The sequence below is a fragment of the Gilliamella sp. wkB108 genome, from assembly GCF_001690195.1.
Lineage (GTDB): Bacteria > Pseudomonadota > Gammaproteobacteria > Enterobacterales > Orbaceae > Gilliamella > Gilliamella apicola_L.
Genome location: NZ_LZGM01000015.1, coordinates 54196 through 74415, shown reverse-complemented (window position 1 = coordinate 74415; position 20220 = coordinate 54196). Strand labels below are relative to the sequence as shown.

General features: G+C 36.2%; 20 protein-coding genes, 1 pseudogene and 1 riboswitch. Of the genes and pseudogenes, 8 read left to right on the top strand and 13 right to left on the bottom strand.

All coding sequences use genetic code 11. The annotated features are described in order from the left end of the window. Positions 1 to 8: 8 nt before the first annotated feature. From rpe to thiD, 7 genes are all read left to right on the top strand, one after another. Positions 9 to 686: a ribulose-phosphate 3-epimerase gene (gene rpe, locus A9G11_RS01535; RefSeq protein WP_065617775.1), complete on the top strand. Its 678-nt coding sequence runs from the start codon at positions 9 to 11 to the stop codon at positions 684 to 686. After that, positions 679 to 1374 (top strand): phosphoglycolate phosphatase, encoded by a 696-nt coding sequence (locus tag A9G11_RS01530; protein WP_065617774.1) that lies wholly within the window; start codon positions 679 to 681, stop codon positions 1372 to 1374. The genes rpe and A9G11_RS01530 overlap by 8 nt, the downstream gene beginning before the upstream one ends. Positions 1375 to 1397: 23 nt before the next feature. Continuing rightward, positions 1398 to 2393, top strand: a complete 996-nt coding sequence (gene trpS, locus A9G11_RS01525) for a tryptophan--tRNA ligase (RefSeq protein ID WP_065617773.1) — start codon at positions 1398 to 1400, stop codon at positions 2391 to 2393. Positions 2394 to 2509: 116 nt separating this feature from the next. Beyond that, positions 2510 to 3871 (top strand): Trk system potassium transporter TrkA, encoded by a 1362-nt coding sequence (trkA, locus tag A9G11_RS01520; RefSeq protein ID WP_065617772.1) that lies wholly within the window; start codon positions 2510 to 2512, stop codon positions 3869 to 3871. Between the two features lie 38 nt (positions 3872 to 3909). Then, positions 3910 to 4013: riboswitch (TPP riboswitch) on the top strand. A gap of 54 nt (positions 4014 to 4067) precedes the next feature. Beyond that, on the top strand, positions 4068 to 4853 hold the full coding sequence (gene thiM, locus A9G11_RS01515; RefSeq protein ID WP_065617771.1) for a hydroxyethylthiazole kinase: 786 nt from the start codon (positions 4068 to 4070) through the stop codon (positions 4851 to 4853). Positions 4854 to 4865: 12 nt separating this feature from the next. After that, complete coding sequence (gene thiE, locus A9G11_RS01510) at positions 4866 to 5522, top strand: thiamine phosphate synthase (protein WP_065617770.1); 657 nt, start codon at positions 4866 to 4868, stop codon at positions 5520 to 5522. Continuing rightward, the gene (gene thiD / locus A9G11_RS01505) at positions 5519 to 6310 is read left to right on the top strand and encodes a bifunctional hydroxymethylpyrimidine kinase/phosphomethylpyrimidine kinase (protein WP_065617769.1); all 792 of its coding nucleotides are present in this window, start codon (positions 5519 to 5521) and stop codon (positions 6308 to 6310) included. The genes thiE and thiD overlap by 4 nt, the downstream gene beginning before the upstream one ends. Positions 6311 to 6487: 177 nt before the next feature. Here thiD and A9G11_RS01500 read toward each other — a convergent pair whose 3' ends face one another. The 4 genes from A9G11_RS01500 to A9G11_RS01485 form a co-directional block, all read right to left on the bottom strand. Beyond that, a complete protein-coding gene (locus tag A9G11_RS01500; RefSeq protein ID WP_065617768.1) occupies positions 6488 to 6691 on the bottom strand; it encodes a heavy-metal-associated domain-containing protein in 204 nt (67 codons plus the stop codon). 57 nt (positions 6692 to 6748) lie between these two features. After that, positions 6749 to 8110: a tRNA uridine-5-carboxymethylaminomethyl(34) synthesis GTPase MnmE gene (mnmE, locus tag A9G11_RS01495; protein WP_065617767.1), complete on the bottom strand. Its 1362-nt coding sequence runs from the start codon at positions 8108 to 8110 to the stop codon at positions 6749 to 6751. A gap of 170 nt (positions 8111 to 8280) precedes the next feature. Continuing rightward, positions 8281 to 8904, bottom strand: coding sequence for a YdcF family protein (locus A9G11_RS01490; RefSeq protein WP_065617766.1), 624 nt, complete (start codon positions 8902 to 8904; stop codon positions 8281 to 8283). A gap of 4 nt (positions 8905 to 8908) precedes the next feature. Then, entirely contained in the window at positions 8909 to 9478 is a 570-nt protein-coding gene (locus tag A9G11_RS01485) for a DNA-3-methyladenine glycosylase I (RefSeq protein WP_065617765.1), read from the bottom strand. A 264-nt stretch (positions 9479 to 9742) separates the two neighbouring features. On the opposite strand from A9G11_RS01485, the gene A9G11_RS01480 reads away from it, so the two are divergent. Beyond that, the gene (locus tag A9G11_RS01480; protein ID WP_065617764.1) at positions 9743 to 11104 is read left to right on the top strand and encodes an MFS transporter; all 1362 of its coding nucleotides are present in this window, start codon (positions 9743 to 9745) and stop codon (positions 11102 to 11104) included. Positions 11105 to 11180: 76 nt separating this feature from the next. Here the strand turns inward: A9G11_RS01480 and gorA are convergent, their stop codons facing one another. The 9 genes and pseudogenes from gorA to nadR all read right to left on the bottom strand — a co-directional run bounded on the left by gorA (position 11181) and on the right by nadR (position 20209). Continuing rightward, a complete protein-coding gene (gene gorA / locus A9G11_RS01475) occupies positions 11181 to 12533 on the bottom strand; it encodes a glutathione-disulfide reductase (protein WP_065617763.1) in 1353 nt (450 codons plus the stop codon). A 329-nt stretch (positions 12534 to 12862) separates the two neighbouring features. Next, on the bottom strand, positions 12863 to 13354 hold the full coding sequence (locus A9G11_RS01470; RefSeq protein WP_065617762.1) for a hypothetical protein: 492 nt from the start codon (positions 13352 to 13354) through the stop codon (positions 12863 to 12865). Between the two features lie 584 nt (positions 13355 to 13938). Continuing rightward, positions 13939 to 15363 (bottom strand): bifunctional D-glycero-beta-D-manno-heptose-7-phosphate kinase/D-glycero-beta-D-manno-heptose 1-phosphate adenylyltransferase HldE, encoded by a 1425-nt coding sequence (gene hldE / locus A9G11_RS01465; RefSeq protein WP_065617761.1) that lies wholly within the window; start codon positions 15361 to 15363, stop codon positions 13939 to 13941. Between the two features lie 47 nt (positions 15364 to 15410). Then, positions 15411 to 16181, bottom strand: a complete 771-nt coding sequence (gene tatC, locus A9G11_RS01460) for a twin-arginine translocase subunit TatC (RefSeq protein ID WP_065617760.1) — start codon at positions 16179 to 16181, stop codon at positions 15411 to 15413. A gap of 14 nt (positions 16182 to 16195) precedes the next feature. Then, positions 16196 to 16519, bottom strand: a pseudogene (gene tatB / locus A9G11_RS01455) (Sec-independent protein translocase protein TatB); the annotation flags it as partial. Positions 16520 to 16522: 3 nt separating this feature from the next. Continuing rightward, complete coding sequence (gene tatA / locus A9G11_RS01450; RefSeq protein ID WP_065617759.1) at positions 16523 to 16741, bottom strand: twin-arginine translocase TatA/TatE family subunit; 219 nt, start codon at positions 16739 to 16741, stop codon at positions 16523 to 16525. Between the two features lie 70 nt (positions 16742 to 16811). Continuing rightward, complete coding sequence (gene ubiB / locus A9G11_RS01445; RefSeq protein WP_141674323.1) at positions 16812 to 18353, bottom strand: ubiquinone biosynthesis regulatory protein kinase UbiB; 1542 nt, start codon at positions 18351 to 18353, stop codon at positions 16812 to 16814. 14 nt (positions 18354 to 18367) lie between these two features. Beyond that, positions 18368 to 19144, bottom strand: coding sequence for a bifunctional demethylmenaquinone methyltransferase/2-methoxy-6-polyprenyl-1,4-benzoquinol methylase UbiE (ubiE, locus tag A9G11_RS01440; RefSeq protein WP_065617758.1), 777 nt, complete (start codon positions 19142 to 19144; stop codon positions 18368 to 18370). 63 nt (positions 19145 to 19207) lie between these two features. Beyond that, complete coding sequence (nadR, locus tag A9G11_RS01435; RefSeq protein ID WP_255308514.1) at positions 19208 to 20209, bottom strand: multifunctional transcriptional regulator/nicotinamide-nucleotide adenylyltransferase/ribosylnicotinamide kinase NadR; 1002 nt, start codon at positions 20207 to 20209, stop codon at positions 19208 to 19210. Positions 20210 to 20220 lie beyond the last annotated feature (11 nt).

The following is a 20220-nucleotide window of genomic DNA, read 5'->3' as shown; positions in this document are numbered from 1 at the left end:
GGTAGATTATGAAAGAATATATTATTGCGCCATCAATATTATCAGCTAATTTTGCTTGTCTTGGTGAAGATACGCAAAAAGTTCTCGATGCTGGTGCTGATGTGGTTCACTTTGATGTCATGGATAATCACTTTGTACCCAATTTAACTATGGGTTCAATGTTTTGCCAAGCACTTAGAGACTATGGCATTAGCGCACCAATTGATGTTCATTTAATGGTTTCACCAGTAGAAGAATTAATTGTCTCTTTTGCCAAAGCTGGCGCAACGAATATATCGATTCACCCTGAAGCAACGATTCATCTTGATCGTTCTTTACAGTTAATTAAAGATCATGGTTGTACCGCAGGGGTTGTTCTCAATCCGGCAACTCCACTTAATTACTTGGATTATATTATTGACAAAGTTGATCTGATTTTATTAATGGGTGTAAATCCGGGTTTTGGTGGTCAATCATTTATTCCATCAACATTGATGAAATTACAACAAGTTAAGCAACGTATTTTACAATCAGGAAGAGACATTCGTCTGGAAATTGACGGTGGAGTAAAAGTCGAAAATATTGCTGAAATTGCTAAAGCGGGAGCTGACATGTTTGTCGCTGGTTCAGCTATATTTAATCAACCTAATTATAAAACCGTTATCGATGCGATGCGAAAAGAGTTAGCAGGAGTTAAACATGCGTAAATTAGATGATATTCAAGCAATCGCGTTCGATCTTGACGGTACTTTGGTTGATAGTGTGCCGGGGTTAGCACTGGCGCTACAACTTATGTTAGCCGATTTGCAGTTACCACAAGTCACCAATGAACAAGTTAAAAATTGGGTAGGTAACGGTCTTGATATCATGTTAGAACGGGTATTTAAAGCAATAGAAGTCGAACCATCACAAGCGTTGTCTTCACAAGCTAAAAATCTGTTTAATATGCACTATGATAAAGTCATTGATGCTGAAACAAAACTGTTTCCTAATGTCAAAGAAACACTAAAAATACTTCATCAAAATCAGTACCCATTGGCATTAGTTACCAATAAGCCTGCACAATTCTTACCAGCATTACTCACCTCATTAGGGATTAAAGATTATTTTTCTCTAGTACTCGGTGGTGGTGATGTCATTAAACTAAAACCGCATCCAGCGCCGTTATATCAAGTTATGGCAACATTTGGATTGTTTAATGATCAGCTTCTGTTTGTTGGTGACTCTAAAAATGATATCAATGCAGCTAAAAATGCTAACTGTCCAACGGTTGCTTTAAGTTATGGCTATAACTATGGCATATCTATTGCGACCAGCGAACCGGATTTTTTATTTGATGATTTCAAAGATATTTTAACTTTACTACCTCAGCCTAAGGCTGAAGCGAAAAAATAATGAGTACAAATTAGGAATAAATTATGAGTAAACCTATTGTCTTTAGTGGCGCTCAGCCATCAGGAGAACTTACACTTGGCAACTATTTAGGTGCGTTAAAAAATTGGGTTGCCTTGCAAGGTGAATATGATTGCGTTTATTGTATTGTAAATCAACATGCTATTACCGTACGCCAAGATCCAATTAAATTACGCAAAGCAACACTAGACACAATGGCACTGTATTTAGCATGCGGAATCGATCCGAAAAAAAGTACTATTTTTGTCCAATCTCATGTTCCGGCTCATGCAGAATTAGGTTGGGCTTTAAATTGTTATACCTATTTTGGTGAACTCAGCCGTATGACTCAATTCAAAGATAAATCATCTCGTTACGCGGAAAATATTAATGCTGGTTTATTTGATTACCCTGTGCTTATGGCGGCTGATATTCTTTTATATCAAGCCAATCTGGTTCCTGTAGGTGATGATCAAAAACAACATTTAGAATTATCTCGTGATATCGCTATGCGCTTTAATGCACTTTATGGCGATATTTTTACTATACCAGAGCCATTTATTCCTAAAGTTGGCGCTCGCGTTATGTCATTACAAGAGCCGACTAAAAAAATGTCTAAATCTGACACTAACCGCAATAATGTTATTGGGTTGCTTGAAAATCCAAAAGATGTTGAGAAAAAAATTAAACGCGCAATGACTGATTCTGATGAGCCTCCTGTGGTTCGTTATGATCTTAAAAATAAAGTCGGAGTATCAAACTTATTAGATATTTTAACCGGCGTAACCGGCAAAGCAATTGCCGAGCTAGAAAAAGAGTTTGAAGGTAAAATGTACGGTCACCTTAAAACTGAAGTTGCAACGCAAGTCATTAATATGATGACCACTTTACAAACTCAATATCACGAATATCGTAATGATGAAAATTATCTATTTTCAATCATGAAAGAAGGTGCAGAGAAAGCTCGTGCTAAAGCAGAGCCAACCTTGAAAAAGGTGTATGATGCGATTGGTTTTGTATAAATAAAAACCATTTAATGATTAACCATATTAAGTTGTTTTATTACAGTTATACAGCAATTAAGATTGACTTTAATAACCTATTAATTAAAGTCATTTAAAGATATAACGGATCATTTATGAAGATTATTATTCTTGGTGCAGGACAGACAGGCAGTGCGCTAGCAGAATATCTGGTTACCGAAAAACAGAACGACGTCACTGTGGTTGATGAAGACCATGATAAATTACAATCTTTGCAAGAACGTTTTGATTTACAAGTCATTTTAGGTAAATCATCCTATCCACAAGTATTAGAAAGTGCGGGAGCTGAGTCAGCAGACATGTTAGTGGCTGTTACCAGCTCTGATGAGATCAATATGATTGCATGTCAAATCGCCCATGTGCTTTTTAATATTCCACAAAAAGTCGCACGTATTCGAGCGCCTGAATATAATGATGAGGATTACCCTTTTTTTAATAAAGACTGTATTCCTATCGACCATATCATTGCACCAGAAAATCTGATTACTAATCATATTAGTCAACTAATTCAATATCCAGGTGCGTTACAATTTGCTTCATTTTACGATAATCGTGTTTGTCTGGTTGCAGTTACCGCATACTATGGCGGAGCATTAGTCGGTAGCGAACTATCGGAACTTAAAGAACACCTGCCTCATGTTGAGGCAAGGGTCGTTGCAATTTATCGTAAAAATCGCTTTATTCGCCCTATTGGCTCAACGTTGATTGAGGCTGGTGATATGGTTTATTTTATAACGCCACCAGTTAATATCAAAGCTGTAACCAGTGAATTGCAGCGTTTAGAAAAACCGTATAAACGCATCATTATTAGTGGTGGTGGTGGCGTTGCGGTCGCATTAGCTAAACGTTTAGAAAATGATTATCAAGTCAAATTAATTGAGCGCAATGCTGATAGAGCCGAATTTATAGCCGAACAATTACTTAACACCACTGTTTTACATGGTGAATCAGCAGATCAAGAGTTGCTATCCCAAGAGCAAGTAGAATTAACCGATCTTTTTATCGCTGTCACCAGTGATGATGAATCAAATATAATGTCATCAATGCTGGCTAAAAGAATGGGGGCTAAAAAAGTTATTGTGCTAATTCAACGGCAAGCATATCTTGAATTAATTAATGATAGTGTCATTGATATCGCGATATCTCCACAACACGCCACTATTTCAGAATTACTTAGTCATGTAAGGCAAACTGGTGTTGTCAAAGTTGTCTCACTCAGACAAGGTGAATCTGAAATTATCGAAGTGGTCGCTAATGGTAATAATGAAAACTCAAAATTAGTAGGTAAAAATATCAATGGATTAAAATTGCCTTCGGGGGCAACAATTGGAGCAGTTGTGCGTGGTGAAGATGTCATTATCGTCAATACTGATTTGACGATCGAAGATAATGATCACCTAATAATCTTTCTACCTGAAAGGAAAGCCATATCCGATATTGAAAGATTATTACAATAACTTGTTTCAAACCAATAGTCAGTTCATAATAAACATACAGTTTTGACTCGGGGTGTTTTTTGTTTCAAGACAAAAAACTGAGATTCTACCCGTTGAACCTGATCTGGATCATACCAGCGTAGGGAAGTCTAAGTTAAATTCGTTATACACTGGCGAATTCTTCCCTGTTTTAATTATTCATTAATAAGGAAAGAATATGTCCATAGTAAAACCATTTCTTGCAACACAAGCCATTCCCTTTATCAATCAAGTTCAACAACAGCGCCCTTTGGTACATTGCATGACCAATGATGTGGTTCAAAATTTTACCGCGAATATCTTACTGGCTATTGGTGCTTCACCAGCAATGGTTATAGCTGAGGAAGAAGCGGCATCATTTGTGACAGTTGCTAATAGTTTATTAATCAATATTGGTACCATTAGCCACAATTTGGCAAAAAGTATGTTATTGGCAACGGCTAAAGCTAAGCAAACACAAACACCTTGGGTGTTAGATCCTGTCGCGGTTGGCACCTCACTCAGTTACCGAAGTGATATTGCTCATCAATTATTGTCATTTAAACCGACAGTCATTCGGGGAAATGCTTCAGAAATCTTAGCGTTAAATGGACAAAATGCTTCCGGCAAAGGAACCGATAGTCAAGATTCAACCGAATCAGCACTAAATGCAGCCAAGACACTCGCTCAAAAATATCAAACCATTGTCGCAATCACTGGTGAAGTTGATTATGTCACAGATAGTAATACGGTCTATTGCATCACCGGAGGTGACATTGCTTTAACCAAAGTAACCGGCACTGGCTGCTCATTGTCAGCAATGGTGGCCGCTTTTATTGCGAGTGCCACAGATAGATTATCTGCTACTGCTTCGGCTTGCTATATGATGAAAAAAGCAGGTGAACGGGCGAATAAACAACAAGGATTGGGAAGTTATGCGGTATCACTGATAGATCAGCTTTCCCTTTTTACCTCTTCCCTGTAATAAGGAAATAAAATGAATAAACAACTCGATTTAACGCTTTATTTGGTTTTAGATCCGATTCTATGTGGCGGTATTGCTGGTATGGTTAATACCACTAAAATCGCCGTAGAAAATGGTGTTACTGCCATACAATTACGTTCAGAACAACCATTTGATCGTAAGCAGTGGTATCATGCGGCTTTAGCTTTAAAAGAGGTACTTAAGCCTACCCCTGTGCCATTATTTATTAACGATTACGTTGATATAGCACTAGCAACCGATGCTGACGGTGTACATATTGGGCAAAATGATTTACCGGTGCATGTAACTCGACAATTAATCGGTGCAAATAAGTGGTTAGGATTTTCGGTAACACATCGTCAGCAACTAGCACAAGTTCCTTGGCAAGAAGTTGATTATCTGGGAATCGGTCCAATTTTTCCAACTGCCACAAAAAAAGATGCTTCCCCAGCAATAGGAATATCACAATTAGCTGAGTTAGTACAATTAAAGCGCTGTCGTGCCGTTGCTATCGGTGGGATCGGTTTAAACAATGTTAGCCAAATAATGCAAACCGGTATTGAAGGCGTTGCAGTCGTTTCGGCAATATGTGGTCAAGCCAATATCAAACAAGCTACCTTATCACTCAAGACCAAAATAGAACAAGTTAAAAAGGAAACTATACTATGACAATTGCACTAACTATTGCAGGATCCGATCCTAGTGGTGGAGCAGGCATCCAAGCAGATCTTAAAACATTTTCGGCGTTAGGTGCTTATGGGATGTCTATTATCACAGCATTAACCGCCCAAAGCACACAAGGAGTTAATTCAGTTTTAGCTATACCACCACAATTCGTCGAAGCTCAATTTAATACCCTTTATCAAGATAGCCAAATTGATAGTGTGAAAATCGGCATGTTAATGAATAAAGAGATCGTCACCTCCGTTTCGCAACTATTAAGCAATCACCCAATTCCAGTTGTCGTACTCGATACCGTTATGGTTGCTAAGGGCGGACATTCATTGCTCAATGTAGATGCAGTGAACGCAATACGCGATTTATTGTTACCTTTAGCTACGGTCATTACACCAAATTTACCGGAAGCCGCAGCACTATTGAATTGTGATGAAGCTACTACAGAAGATGAAATGCAACAACAAGGAATTGATTTACTTAAGTTAGGTTGTAAAGCTGTATTAATGAAAGGTGGACATCTTTCCAGTAATGAAAGCCCTGATTACTTAATGACACCAGAACAAGTCGTTCGACTAACATCGCCACGGGTCAATACCAAAAATACCCATGGGACAGGTTGTACATTATCTGCGGCTATTGCTGCGCTACTACCTAGCAACACCTTAGAAGATGCCATAAAAGAAGCTAAAAATTACTTACATGGTGCTATTAGCCATGCTGATGATTTATCAATTGGTAAAGGGATTGGTCCTACTCATCATTTTTATCGCTGGTGGTAATGAGACAATCAATCATTGTCTGACGTTTTTTGTAAAAATGTTTCAGGTTAGCTATACGTTTTAGTATAAAATTTCTGCAGAATTATCCAATTAAGTGAAAATCGATTTAATAAAAGGTTTGGTAAGATGTTTGACTTGTTGCATCTTACCATTTTCCTATTGATTAATGATCAGCGCTTAATAAGCTATACCGACAAATTGATAACCCGCTTCATCAACAGCGGCAATCGCGGCTTCTTGCGAAATAGTACCATTTTCAATATTAACTTCACGTTTAGCCAAATCAACCGTTACTTTAGCTTTAGGATCGACATCATTAATCGCTTTAGTAATAGCTTTAACACAATGTTGACAACTCATATTATCGACTATTAATTTCATACTAACCTCTCTATTTTACTTATTACCTGTTAATGCCTTACACATAACATCTATAAGTTACTTACCAATACAAAAAGAACTAAAAATACGTCCCAATAAATCATCTGAAGTAAATTCACCGGTGATTTCACTTAATGCTTCTTGGGCTAATCTTAACTCTTCAGCAAGTAATTCACCTGCATGGAAAGTGACTAATTGATGTTTACCATTATTTAAGTGATTTGATGCGTTTTCCAATGCGTTTAAATGACGACGTCGCGCTAAAAATCCACCTTCAACACCACTAGTAAAACCCATTGCTTGTTTGAGATGATCGCGCAATAATTCGATACCTTCTCCGGTTTTTGCCGACAACCTAATGAGGAAGCAACCATTTACTTCACTGGCTCCTAAGGCTTCATGAGTTAAATCTGCTTTATTGCGAATCACAGTAATCGGGATCTGTTTTGGTAAGCGTTCAATAAATTCAGGCCACAACTTTTCAGGGTTGGTTTCAGATGTTGTTGTACTATCGACCATAAATAAGACCCGATCAGCCTGCTCAATCTCTTGCCATGCACGCTCTATACCAATTCGTTCCACTTGATCGCTTGCTTCACGTAATCCGGCAGTATCTATAATATGTAATGGCATGCCGTCAATATGGATATGTTCACGCAGTACGTCCCTTGTTGTGCCGGCTATATCGGTAACAATAGCAGCTTCACGTCCAGCCAATGCATTAAGTAAACTTGACTTACCCGCGTTAGGACGCCCTGCTATCACCACTTTCATTCCTTCACGTAATAAAGAGCCTTGTCTGGCTTCTCGGCGCACGTCCTCTAAACGAGCAATCACGTCATCAAGCTGAGCTTCAATTTTGCCATCTGATAAAAAATCAATTTCCTCTTCAGGAAAATCTATAGCCGCTTCAGTAAAAATACGTAGGTGTATTAACGATTCAACCAGTGTATTAATTTTTTTGGAAAATACACCTTGTAATGAAGATATCGCCGATTTCGCTGCTTGCTCTGAGCTAGCATCAATTAAATCCGCTATCGCTTCAGCCTGTGTTAGATCTAATTTGTCATTTAAAAAAGCACGTTCGGAAAACTCGCCTGGCCTTGCAATACGTACATTAGGGATCGCTAAAATACGTTTTAATAATAAATCTAAAATAACCGGTCCACCATGCCCTTGTAATTCAAGCACATCTTCACCAGTAAAAGAGTGAGGATTAGGGAAAAACAATGCAATACCTTCATCTAATATTGAGTCATCTTGAGCTAAAAATGGTAAATATTCAGCATAACGCGGTTTAGGTAATTTCCTTAGTACTGCTTGCGCAACGGCCTGAACTTGTGGGCCAGAAACGCGCAAAATACCCACACCACCACGACCTGGCGGTGTAGCCTGCGCAACAATAGTATCTAAATTCATATTTATCTGTTTTTTAAATCAATGGTAATGCTTTATGATAACATGTACGGCTTGTAAAAACAGCCACAGACGACCAATATATGGCCATGTATCCTCTGCTGTCTGGATTGATTATGTGTGTTGCTCAATTAAGATCAATTCACATTTTTAATTATCTGAATCAAATTGCATTAATGGTCATCATTTTCGGCAGATCTGTCTGCTTTAAGATATTCCATTGGATGATCAAACAACCAAGAGTTAAGCAATGCTAATGGCTCACGTATTAAAGCGTAATATTTGTCTAAATTAGTAAAGCTCAAATCAGCCGGTAGTCCTGAAACATTACTGATACCTGATCGCTTGGCTAACATAATAGAACGTAATAAATGAAAATCACTGGTTACAACAACCGTTTTACCTAAAGGTATGACTTGATTAGCATATACAAATTGTTGTGCGGTTCTGGTTGATTTGTCTTCAATATAGATTCTTGAGCGTTCAATACCCTTTTTGGCTAAGTAATCAGCCATGACACTGGCTTCTGTCGCTGATTCATCTTTACCTTGTCCACCACACACTACCACTTTTGTACTTGGATTATTTTGTAAATAAGTTACCGCTACATCTAAACGATCGCGTAATGTCGGATGCGGGACGGCAGGCGTTCCAATCACTTGTGTTCCTAAAACAACCACCGTATCAGCATTATCATCTGGTTTTTGTTGAGAACAATAATAGATGATCACATTACAAATAATAAAATATAATAAAACCAATATAAAAAGATATTCGATCACTTTTGTCATTCTCATAAATTTAATAACCTTTCTTATCACAATCTTCAAAATGGTCGTTGACTAATCCCATTGACTGCATAAAAGCATAACAAATGGTTGAACCAACAAACGTAAAACCTCTCTTTTTTAATGCCTTAGACATTTTATCCGAGATTTCGGTCGTTATCGGTACTTCACTCATCTCTTTATAATGATTAATAATTGGTTTCCCATCAACAAAAGACCAAATAAACTCTGAAAAATTTTCGCCATTATTTTGCATAGCTAAATAAGCATGCGCATTTTTTATTATACTATTTAGCTTTAAGCGATTACGAACGAGTCCTTTATTTTGCAATAAAAGCTCAATATCTTCTGCGGTTAATTGTATGATTTTTTCAGGTTCAAAATTAAAAAAACATCGCCGATATTCATCTCGTTTTTTAAGAATAGTGATCCATGATAGACCTGCCTGTTGTCCTTCTAAACAAATTTTTTCAAATAATTTCAGGCTATTAAATTGAGGTATTCCCCACTCATTATCATGATAAGCAATATATAATGGGTCATTTGAAACCCAACTACAGCGAAGTAATTGTTGTTCTTCCATTCAGGGTTTAGTTAGTTAGTTAGTTAGTTAGTTAGTTAGATATTTAATTATTTATTATGGGTTAGTGTAATAAATCTTATCCTAAAATAAGATAAATATCATTAAATTATAAATCAAATAATGAGTTTCACCATATTCATTAAATTTTTTTATGATGAAAAAAAAGGCTATTTTTTATGGCAAAATGTCCTTTTAAATGATGATTTAGTCAAAAAACAAGAATTTTCTTTATTTTCTATATCAGCTTAACATTAAGGTTATTGCATGAGTCACCCAGAAATCTGTTCTCAATGGCAACCTGTTGCCCGACCGCTCAACCGTGGAGATTTAAAAACATTATTCTTATCCTCATTAGGAGGGACACTAGAATTTTATGACTTTGTAATTTATGCTCTTTACATTGATACGATAGTCAAACCCCTCTTTTTACCTGATACCTTATCGCCTTTATCCAAAGATCTGTTTGCGTGGGGGATTTTTGCTGCCGGTTACTTAGTTCGCCCGGTTGGTGGCATAATTATGGCACACTTCGGCGATAAAGTTGGTCGCAAAAAAATGTTCACCTTAAGTGTAGCAATGATGGCGCTACCAACATTTGTTATTGGTATTCTACCGACCTATGTCACAATAGGTATGTTTGCACCGCTACTATTATTAGTCATGCGGATGCTACAAGGTGCCGCCATTGGTGGTGAAATGCCCGGTGCATGGGTGTTCATTGCTGAGCATGTACCAAAACAACGTTATGGTATGGGAGTTGGTACTTTAACCTCAGGTATAACTGGAGGAATTTTACTCGGTTTTCTCATGACCATTATGATCGACCTTAGTTTTACTACCCAAAATATTTTAGATTACGCATGGCGATTCCCATTTATTGTAGGGGGAATTTTTGGGGTTATTTCCGTGTACTTACGCCGATTTTTATCCGAAACTCCTATTTTCAAAGAATTGGCTGCACGTAAAGCTTTAGAAAAAAGTATCCCTGTTGTTACAGTAATCAAAAAACATAAAACAGCCTGCGTAATTGTGGCTTTATTAACTTGGTCACTTTCCACCGCAATCATGGTTGGGATCTTAATCACTCCCGGACGCATTGTTGGTGGTATGTATCATTTTGCTAATCTTGATTGGCGCATCGGTGGATGTATTGCTGCTTTAACCTTAACCCTCGGTTGTATCATTTTTGGTTGGTTAGAAGATAAACTTGGTACGACTAAAAACGTGATTATTGCTTGGGGTGGACTTGCTATTACTAGTATTTATTTCTACAACTCTTTAAGTCCAGATATGTCATTAACCAAACTTTATTGGATTTGGGCTTTATTTGGATTATTTATTGGTGCTATTGCTATTACACCAATGATTGGTACAAGGGCGTTTCCACCTGCTATTCGCTATTCTGGCTTATCTTTCTCTTATAATTTAGCTTATGCTCTATTTAGTGCTATCACTCCAACACTAACGCTTTATTTATTAAGTCCGGAACATTTATTAGGTAAATATAGTTATCTTGGTGCAGGGATTTATATCTCTTTTGTTTCATTGGTTGCTGTAGCTGTAGGTTTCTATCCACTGGCGAAACACGGTTGGCAAAGTGAATCAAATCAAACACCCAATGAGTAGCATTCATTGATTACTACAAATAAAAAAAGCAGGTTATATCCTGCTTTTTTTTATACTATTACAATTTGTTGTTTTACTAACGCATTGTTACAAACTCTTCTGCGGCAGTTGGATGAATAGCAACCGTATTATCAAAGTCTTTTTTGGTGGCACCCATTTTTAGTGCTACAGCAAAACCCTGTAGCATCTCATCCATACCATTACCTATGCCATGAATACCAACTATCTTTTCTTCTTTACCTACACAAACTAATTTCATTTTACAAGGTTGGCGATATTGTGTCACCGCGGTGTACATCGCTGTAAATGAAGTTTTATAGACTTTAACATTTTCTTCGCCATATTGCATAATTGCCTCTGGCTCAGTTAGTCCTACCGTTCCTATTGGCGGATGAGTAAACACTACAGTTGGAATATTATTATAATCTAAATGTTCCTCTGGTTTATGATTAAACAATCTTTCAGATAAACGACGCCCAGCTGCTACCGCAACCGGTGTTAATGCAGTTGCTTCGGTATCATCACCAACCGAATAAATACCGGGAACATTGGTATTTTGATATTTATCGACAATCACAAAACCTTTGCTATTAACTTCAATTCCGGCAGCTTCAAGATTCATGCTTTTGGTCGCAGGCTCTCGACCAATGGCCCAAATAATGCAATCTACACTATAACTTTCACCATTTTCAAACGCTAATGTTAATGAGTTATCGCTATTTTTAGTTACCGATTTTGGGATTGCAAAAGTATGTAATTGCTGACCTTCAAGTGCAATAACTTCCATTAAGGTATCCACAATTAATGGATCGAAAGATCTTAACGGTGTGGCTTTACGCACAAATTGATGTGTTTGTGCGCCTAATGAATGTAAAACACTGGCAATCTCACAGGCTATATAACCAGCACCAACTACAGCTACACGTTTTGGCAATGCATCTAAGGCAAAAAAACCGTCAGAAGTAATACCATACTGCGCGCCGGGAATATCAGGAACAATGGCTTTTCCACCAACAGCGATCAAAATATGTTCTGCACTATACTGCTCACCATTTACCTCAATAGTATGACGGTCAATAAATTTTGCATAACCATGAATAACATCAACTTTATTATTATTAAGTACATTATCATAAGATTCATGTACCCGATCGATATAAGCGGTTCGACTGGCTATTAGTTTGTTCCAACTAAATTGGTTGATCGTAGTATCAAAACCATAATCAGGGCCATAGTGTTTTATCGCTTCGGCAATTTGCGCACCATACCACATAATTTTTTTCGGGACACAACCAACATTAACACAAGTTCCACCTAATAATTTCGCTTCAATAATTGCACATTTTTTACCATATGATGCTGCTCGGTTAACTGAGGCAATACCACCACTGCCACCACCAATGGCAATATAATCATAATGTTTTGTCATAAAATATCCTCGGTACTAATATAAAGAAATCCTGATACTAGCTTTGCACAAAGTAACGAATAAAAAAAGAGATAAATTCAGAATTTAATAATAGCTATTAACGATTGATCTGCTCATTAAATAAGATCACTTTATTAATTTACACTTTAGGCTTCAAATGTCTTTAAATTAGCAATCACAATAAGTGTTGATTTGGGGAGAATAATTGATTTATCTATGGTTTGTTTTTTTAAGAGTATCCTCAATCAATTTTAACAAATCATAAGGTTAGCCTAAAATCCTATAAAAATAACATGATGCTCTTGTTAATAATTCGCTCTTAAGCTTCATTATTTAGTACATGCTTTTTTTACTTGCGCTTTTACAGGTTGTGAAGTCTGTTTATCGATAACATGTAGCTCACAATAACCATTTTCTACCTTAAAGTTAATCTGATAGTTCTTTCCTTTTTCAGCTGTAAATTGCTTAATTGGTGCATAGCAATATAGATTACCCATATCATAATGACTTTCAATAGAAACCAACTTATTAGCTGGAACACTCGCATTTAAATTTGTCACCATTCTCGGATAATGAAAAAAAGTCTTTATCGGGTAATAATAACCTACTGTATTGAAATCACTGCATCTATTTTGTTCAGGCGTAACAATATTGAGTGTAAAATAAACAGGTTGATAATAGGCTTTGACAAAATCAGAGGTAAATTCTAGTTGAGGATCATCGCTATTGGCTAGGTAACGGTATTTCGTTTTCTTGAATGAACCCGTACTACAACCTACTATAAGAAATGTTATTAATAATATAAATAGTTTATGTTTCATTATTTTCACCTTTATTCCTTTAAATATTATTGAATTGCTTTTAATATTAGTTCTTATCATTCTATTAGTAAAGTTCGATATTAAAAGCATTATCAACCTACTGTTTACTTTATGATTTTATTTGCCAGAACAATAAAATAATGTTGATTATCATAAAATCATTTATACATATTCACTAAATAGAGTATCCGATCACTGTTTTTGAATCTGCAAATATCTAAATGAAAAAATATCCTATTTAATTTATTTTGTTTTTACAGTATGTAACCTGTGAACATGAACTCATTAACTCTATTTTGATAACGATATACAGGTTTGATATATAACATCACCAAAAATCATTTTGATCTCAATTGACAATTTTTTGAATAAAAAACGTAAATAACCAATGCAGTTACTAAAGCCTAATCACAAATAGAGTTTATTAAAACAATAATTAGCTTATTCAAAGCCAAATAAGAAACCTATTCATGTTAAATTAACACGGTGACAGATGACATAATGAAAATTGATTTTTCTTGAAGTGAAAATGGCTACTTATTACTTATTACTTATTTAAGTAGCCTAGCTGAGTTAGAGAGATTTTATCGATTTTTAATGGCGTTAATAATATTAGTTGTTGAACATCCGTCTTCAAAATTAAGCACTTTAACACTACCGCCCGCAGCGATAACTTCTTTACCTCCGGCGATTTCTTCAGGTTTATAATCACCACCTTTTACTAATATATCTGGCAAGATACTCGCGATTAATCGTTGTGGTGTCTCTTCTGTAAATGGCACTACCCAATCAACAGAGTTTAATGCACCTAATACAATCATGCGTTGCATTAATGGATTAATAGGTCTGGATTCACCTTTTAATTGTTTTACTGACTCATCACTATTAACCGCTACAATTAAACGATCACCTAATTTTCTGGCATTAGCTAGATAAGAGACATGCCCTGCATGTAAAATATCAAAACAACCATTGGTCATAACAATTTTTTCACCACGGATCCGAGCCTTACGCACCTCTTCTTTTAACTCCGATTCAGTCATTACACCGAAGCCATCATCTGTTCGCGCTCGAATGGCATTGCCGAGTTCGACTTGAGAAACCGTTGACGTACCTAATTTACCAACAACAACACCCGCAGCAGCATTGGCTAAAAAACAGCTATCTTCTAAAGACTGCCCCGATGCTAATGCCGTTGCTAAGGTTGCAATAACCGTATCACCAGCACCAGTAACATCAAAAACTTCTTTTGCTTGGGTTGGTAAATGATAAGTTGGTTTATCTAATTGTAATAATGTCATCCCTTTTTCACTACGGGTAACAAGTAACGCTTTAAGATCATATTGTTTAATTAATTGATGACCTTTTTCTATAATCGCTTCTTCACTGTCACAATGGCCAACAACAGCTTCGAACTCTGACATATTAGGAGTTAATAGTGTTGCACCTCGATAACGTTCAAAATCGGTTCCTTTAGGATCGACTAATATTGCTACATTGGCTTGATTAGCTAACTCAATTATCGATTGAACCGCACTTAAAGCTCCTTTGGCATAATCAGACAATATCATAACTTTGTGACTATTTAATGCTATTTGAATACGTTCAAGCATAGGTGCAAGGTCAATGTTGCCAAATCCTTCCTCAAAATCGATACGAATTAGTTGTTGATTACGTGATAATACCCGTAATTTAGTAATTGTTGGATGTGTCGGAACTGATACAAAATCACATTGGACATGACGTTCATTCAATTTTTCATTAAGAATTTTTGCTGGTTCATCAATTCCGGTTAAACCAATCAACCTCGCATTACCACCTAGTGAAGTAATATTCATGGCCACATTAGCAGCTCCGCCTGGACGCTCTTCTAACGCATCAATCTTAACAACGGGTACTGGGGCCTCTGGTGAAATACGATTAGTACCTCCATACCAATAGCGATCTAGCATAATATCGCCGACAACCAAAATATTGGCATGATTAAAATCAGGTAATGCTGTTTTCATGGTTATTTATTATCCTTACTGCTTAACAAGATTCATTACTTTTACATTTATGACGATTCATCTGACTGTTGATCGCTATCATCCATCTCTTCTTTTCGGTTTCGCGGATGATAAAAACGCGCAAAAAAAGTGCCAATTTCGAACAATAAACAGATAGGTATCGCTAATAATATTTGGGAAAATACATCCGGTGGAGTAACAAACATGGCAATGGCGAATACTCCAACAATAATATAAGGTCGTTTTTTTCGTAGACTTTTTGGTGTTGTGATGCCTGACCAACAAAGCAATATAATTGCAATCGGAACTTCAAATGCGAATCCGAATACCACAAAAAGTGTCATGACAAAATCAAGATATTTACTGATATCGGTATTGATAGCAACATCAACGGGTGCAGTATGAATAAAAAAGTAAAAAGCGAGAGGAAACACAACGAAATAAGCAAAAGCGATGCCAACATAGAAAAGAATAGTACTTGAAATAATCAGTGGCATAACTAATCGTTTTTCATGTTGGTAAAGTGCCGGCGCAATAAATCCCCAAATTTGATACAGTATATAAGGAATCGAGACAAAAATTGCCACTACAGCGGTAAGCTTAATCGGCGTGAAAAAAGGAGCTGCAATATCCGTTGCAATCATACTACTGCCTTTAGGAAGCTGGCGGATAAGTGGATTTGCTATAATATGATAAATATCATTAGAAAAATAGAGCAGGCAAACTAATACCAATAAAATACAGATAATACAACGTAAAAGTCGAGTCCTGAGTTCAACGAGATGTCCAACTAAAGGTTGAGTAGCGTCTTGTGTCATGATTTATCTTTATTTGAATGAATATCTTTATCGACTTGCGTTGCAGAATCAATCTCTTTTTGCAAGGATTCTGTTACACGTTTTAAATCATCAATAGATTCTTGAATTTCAGGCGTTAATATGTTTAAACCACTTTGCTCAGCCTTTTTTAGACTATCTTGTAACTCTTGCAACTTAAGTTCTTTATTCAATTCTAATTGAACGGTTGCAGACATTCGACGAAGCACTTTTATCCAACCTGCTACGGTTTTAATGGCAACAGGTAATCGCTCCGGACCTAATACCACAAGCCCGATAACTAATACTAAGAGTAATTGACCAAAGCTGATGTCGAACACAAGCTACTCTTTTTTACTATCGTTAGCATCGTTTGATGCATCACGCTTTTCAACTTTGTAGGAATCATCATGCTCTTTTTTATCATCATCGTCACTCATTGCTTTTTTAAAGCCTTTGATCGATGCACCAAGATCAGAGCCTAATGAACGTAGTTTTTTAGTTCCAAATAGCAACACAATAACCGCAATTAATATTAGAAGTTGAGGCAAACTTGGCATCATGATAAAGATCTCCGATAAAGTTAGTAAAACAAATTATACACTTAATTTATAAGATCCCAAAATAGCACGGCTAATGAATAATTAAGGTAATCATACATAAGGCGCTAACTAAACCAATCATAACTAACAAATAATGCTGGCGTTGCTTACTTTCTTGCAGCTCTTTATTAAGTTGTTTTAATTGATTCGTCATCCGTTTATTTATTCGTTCACTATCCGCTAATTTTGCAGGCAATTCCGGCAGAAGAGTTCGCCACTGCGGTAATGATGACCAGATTTGTTGCAATAATTTTTTGGCACTATATTTATCTTCATACCATTTTTCTAAAAATGGTTTAGCCGTTTGCCATAAATCAAGTTCGGGATAAAGTTGACGACCTATTCCTTCAATATAAAATAGCGTTTTTTCAAGCAAAGTTAATTGCGGTTGAATGTCCATATCAAATTGGCGAGCAACTTGAAATAGTTCAAATAAAATCTGAGAAAATGATATTTCAACCAGTGGTTTGGCAAAAGCTGGTTCACATACATTTCGCATCGCCATCTCTAAGGCGGTTACGTCGGTCGATTCAGGTACCCAACCTGATAAAATATAAGTCTCAGCAATTTTCCGATAATCCCGATTGAAAAAGGCTAAAAAATTCTCAGCAAGATAACGTTGATCTTCATCACTTAAAACCCCAACTATGGCACAATCAATACCGATATAACGTGGACTTTGTGGATCAGAAATATCAACAAAAATATTACCTGGATGCATATCTGCATGGAAAAAATTATCGCGAAAAACCTGCGTAAAAAAGGCTTGCACTCCTCTTTCTGCCAGCAGTTTCATATTGACATTATTTTGTTTAAGTTGTCCTATATCAGCAATTGGCACGCCTTTAATGCGTTCTTCCACTAATACATTTTTTCGGCATAACGCTTGATAAACAAAAGGGATATATAAAATATCACTATTAATAAAATTAGTGCGTAGTTTCGCGGTATTATATGCTTCTTGTTGTAAATCTAACTCTTTTAACAGCGTTTGTTCATAATCGTGAACAATTTCAACTGCCCGCAATTTTTCACCAGACTTGATACGCTTAGTTAACTGTTTCGCCACCCAATACATTAAGGCGATATCCGCCTGAATAACCGGTAAAATATTTGGACGTAAGACTTTGATGACAATTTCGGCTTGACTGCGTTTTAATATAGCGGTGTGTACCTGAGCGATTGACGCTGAAGCTAACGGTTTTTCATCAAAATCAGAAAAGTAATAATCAATCGGTTGACCTAATGCTGATTCAATGATCTGTTTGGCTAGTTGGCCAGAAAATGGATCGACTTGATCTTGTAACTTAGCCAAAGCATTGGCAATATGTTGTGGTAATACATCGCGTCTGGTTGATATCATTTGACCAAATTTGATCCATACCGGTCCTAGATCTTGTAAGGCTAGCCGTAATCTTTCACCTATCTCTAACTGTTTAGCTTTCGGTCTGACCCAAAACAAACACATCAATAGAAAACGTAGCCATTTTGAAGAACGATGGACTGGTAATAGTTCTTTTAATTGGTATGCGCAAAATACGGTTAATATTTTATAAAGTCTAAAAAATGTCATTGTGTATCATCGCATTAAAATTTAAAACCCGTGTGTAAAGCCACTATACCACCGGTCATATTGTGATATTTGACATCAACAAATCCCGCATCTTCCATCATTTTTTTCAAGGTTTTTTGATCCGGATGCATACGAATTGATTCGGCTAAATAACGATAGCTGTTAGCATCATTTGCAACGATTTTACCCATTAAAGGTAAGACGGAAAATGAGTAGAGATCGTAAGCTTTATTTAAGATTTGATATTGCGGTTTTGAAAACTCTAAAATTAACAAACGCCCACCAGGTTTTAATACGCGCCACATCGACCTTAGCGCTTTTTCTTTATCAGTGACATTGCGTAAGCCAAAGGAGATAGTGATACAGTCAAAATAGTTGTCAGTAAAAGGTAACTCTTCAGCATTAGCTTGTACATATTCAATATTTTTAAACAAGCCTTTATCACGAAGTTTATCTCGACCAACTTTCAACATTGATTCATTAATATCAGCAAGTACCACTAATCCTTCATCACCTACCAATTTTGAAAATTTAGCGGTTAAATCACCTGTACCTCCGGCTAAATCTAAAACTTTTTGCCCTTTTCGAACACTGCTATATTCTATGGTGATTTTTTTCCAAAACCGATGAATGCCAAATGACATTAAATCATTCATCACATCATATTTATCTGCAACAGAATGAAAGACATCAGCAACTCGTTTTACTTTTTCTTGTTTTGGAACTTGCGTAAAACCAAAATCAATTTTTTCTTGGCTAGAATTATCTTGTTTATCGGAAGATTGAGACATAAAAAAGTTACCTATCACAAAGATTAGGCCTATTCTAGCACAAGCAATGATAAATGCGATGGACTAAATCAATAATGCATCAACCATCTTTGCAACCGTTTCAAAATGCTCTAATGATGAATGCGTTGGATTTAAATCCTTTTCATTGATAACTAAATCAAAATGATAACTCTCTGTTAATGCTTTTAGAACTTCATGTTCTTTATGAAAGATTTGATGATAATATTGAGCGAGAGTAGCAAAATCAATTGAAGTAAACAGCAATTTATTTGCAACTCTTTCAGCAGTCGATATACGTTCAACCTGTAACATAGCAATTTTAATATAATCTGATTCACTTAAATAGCGCTGGTTATGACATGTTGATACTTCTCGCTGAATATAATTAATATAACCATTAGCTACATATTCAGTATTGTAAATATTAGCAAATTGAACAGGTAAATCATTCAACTTTTGATGACTAATAATTGCGACTTTTTTAACAAAAAAAGGTTTAGCAACTTGAGCAATAAAAGGCCAATTCTTATAAGGGTTTTGTCGAATTTCAGTAGCACTAATATGCATAAATTCACGATCAGCATCCACCGTCACTACCGGACAACCAAAATATAACTGATGATTTTTTACATCTTGTGTTTCACTGGTGAAAACAACCGTCGGAGTAATTTTATGTTCTGATAGAATTTTTTTAACACGATCACTCCAGTCTTGCCAACCGTTGGGATAATATTCAATACCTGTCTCATCCAAAATATGAATATGAATGTTATGACGATCTTTAAATGTTTCTTTTAACCACGCAAAACGGTCACTAACTTGAGGCTGTTTTGGTAAGCGACTTTTATCAAAAAGTTGTTTATCTCGAATTGCTTCACAGCCAAGAAGAATATGTAATTCATCAACTTGGCTTATCGCTTTTTCAATTAAATAGATATGACCACAGTGTAAAGGGTAAAATTTACCGAAAATTAAACCGACTCGATGTTTGGATACCATAATTTTTACCAAGACTCCTAGAAATTTGGTAACAATGTACAGAAAAAATTGGTATTTTCTAATCAAATGATGCTATT